We start from the raw sequence: 1,183 nt of genomic DNA, 5'->3' as shown, positions 1-1,183 counted from the left end.
GGCTAGTGTACCCGGAGTAATCATGGCGAGCTGGACGAAGGCGGCAGCCTCACCTCCGAAATCCAAGAGCACAAATTCCTCCTTCTGCTGGCACTACCGTTTTGGTAAACCCTGCAGAGCACAGCGCAGGCAGAAGGTGGGACAAGTAGGTCCCACCGCCCATGCAAACGCCCCCGGCCCAATGGGGCCGGGGGCGTTTGGTTTGTTCCAGCACCGGCGGCCTGCTTCCCGCGGACCTGCCCGGGCGGCCGCGGGCTTACCGCTGCAGCAGCACGCGCAGGTGCTGCACCTGGGCGCCGCTCTGCAAGCGCAGCTGGTAGAGGCCTTCGTACAGCTCGTGCGCGTCGACCGAAATGTCGCGCTGCTCGCCGGCCTGCAGCGGGCCGGCAAACAGGGCGCGCACCCGCCGGCCCTGCAAATCGAACAAGTCCAGTTGGGCGGGCCCGGCCAACCCGGCCAGCACCTGCACCCGGAACTGGCCCGCGCTGGGGTTGGGCGCGGCCTGCAGCTGGGCCGGGCCCGCCTGGGCCACCGGTACGGGGGGCGGGGGCGTGGCCCCGACCTGCAAGGTGACCGTGCCGAACGAGTAGAGGATGGGCGTGCACGCTTCCAGCCCGCCGTACTCCACGACGTAGCCCGCGGTCGCGCCCGCCGTGTTGCAATTGTCCACGTCGTTCCACAGCCCGGAGTTGCCGTACATCAGCGCGTAGTCCTCGCCCTGCGGCCGCCATTGGTTCTGGAAGTCGTCGGGCTGGCCCGGCAGCCAGTGGCTGTACGCCGCGCCGATGCCCGCAGGCCCGCCGCGCCAGATGAGCTGGCCGGCTTCGGGGCCGGTCTGCCAGCGCCACTCGCCCTCCAAGTCCTTGTCGCTGGCGCCGAACCAGTACTGCCCTTGCGCCTTGCCGGCCAGGAAGTTCTTCTCGCCCTCGAAGGTGATGGTGGCCAGGTAGCCCTGCATGCCCTCGTAGGTGCGGGCCGCGGCGGCGGCTTTCGCGTCGGTCCAGCAAATGCCCGGGGCGCTGACGAACTCATAATAGTGGTACGTGGCCGGCGCGGCCCCCACCGGGCCCGTGCCCTCCACCGTGTAGGAGAAGGTGACGGGGCCCGCGAAGCCCGGCCGCGGGGTGTAGGTGTACGTGCCGTCCGGGTTGGTCACCAGCGTGCCCGCGCTGGGCTGGCCCAC

General features: G+C 70.2%; 1 protein-coding gene. It reads right to left on the bottom strand.

From position 1 onward, the window contains the following. Nucleotides 1-256: 256 nt before the first annotated feature. The coding region (locus ACP7AJ_RS21290) for a cadherin-like domain-containing protein (RefSeq protein WP_426062248.1) at nucleotides 257-1,183 on the bottom strand (927 nt) is incomplete at its 5' end.

The organism is Hymenobacter sp. B1770 (assembly GCF_049896385.1).
Lineage (GTDB): Bacteria > Bacteroidota > Bacteroidia > Cytophagales > Hymenobacteraceae > Hymenobacter.
The sequence above is the reverse complement of the archived record's forward strand: the minus strand, read 5'-3'. Positions and strand labels throughout refer to the sequence as shown.